Annotated in this window: 2 protein-coding genes; both read left to right on the forward strand. The window is 36.1% G+C overall.

Annotation, left to right across the window (positions count from 1 at the left end):
• A partial coding sequence (locus B2S90_RS01245) for an endonuclease/exonuclease/phosphatase family protein (RefSeq protein WP_349677192.1) occupies positions 1-335 on the forward strand: 335 nt, incomplete at its 5' end.
• On the forward strand, positions 332-1,095 hold a 764-nt coding region (locus tag B2S90_RS01250; RefSeq protein WP_286696424.1), incomplete at its 3' end, for a 4-alpha-glucanotransferase. The genes B2S90_RS01245 and B2S90_RS01250, both read left to right, overlap by 4 nt.

Below are 1,095 nucleotides of genomic sequence, written 5' to 3' on the forward strand. Positions count from 1 at the left end.
ACCAATGGCATAAGCTCAATGTTGTGGCGAATAAAGAAGTCCCTGTTTACTTAGCAGGAGATTTCAATGCACCTGATAGTATTCCAAACCAAAGTTATGAGACTATTAAAGAAGATGGATGGTTTGATACACGTGACGAGGCGGATGATGTCCAAGGTCGTTTTACTGCTCAGGGTAAAATAGACGGATGGGGTGAAGCAGTGGATGGTATGCGTATTGATTATATCTGGTGTAATAAAAAAGAACATGTAAAAAGCCATCATGTCATATTTGATGGTACACATGAAGATGTAGTTTCTGATCATTTTGGACTATTTATGGAGGATAGTTTATGAGAAAAAGTGGTGTGTTATTATCCGTATCATCTTTACCTAGTAAGTATGGTATTGGTTGTTTTGATGAAGCTGCTTATAAGTTTGTAGATGATCTCGTAGAAGCTAAACAAACATATTGGCAGATTCTCCCTTTAGGTATTACTGGTTATGGTGATTCACCTTATCAGTCATTCTCTACTTTTGCAGGTAACCCATATTTTATTTCTTTAGATGAGTTTGTGAAATGTGGTTATTTAAAGGAAGAAGATCTACCAGAGGCAGATATAAATAGTGATTATGTTGATTATTCTTATCTCTATGAAAATAGATATGCATTATTAAAGAAAGCGTATGAGAATTCACATATTACTGATAATGAAGATTTTAAAGCTTACTGTAAGGACAATGCATGGTGGCTAGAGGATTATGCATTATTTATGGCAATAAAAGCATCTTATGATAATCAGGGTTGGGAAAACTGGCCTTTGGAATTACGTTTAAGAAATGATGCGTCCCTTACCGAAAAACGTAATGAACTAAGTGATGACATTAATTACCATAAGTTCTTACAGTACTATGTATGGAAACAATGGTATGCATTAAAGGATTATGCGAATAGTAAAGGGGTAGAAATCATTGGTGATATTCCTATCTATGTCGCATATGATTCATCTGATGTATGGGGACAGCCAGAATTATTCCAGTTGGATCCTGAAGTAAAACCTACTGCAGTTGCAGGTGTACCACCTGATGGTTTCTCTGCTGATGGTCAGCTTTGGGG

The sequence above is a fragment of the Catenibacterium sp. UBA627 genome (assembly GCF_002299355.1).
In the GTDB taxonomy this organism is placed as follows: Bacteria; Bacillota_I; Bacilli_A; order Erysipelotrichales; family Coprobacillaceae; genus Catenibacterium; species Catenibacterium mitsuoka.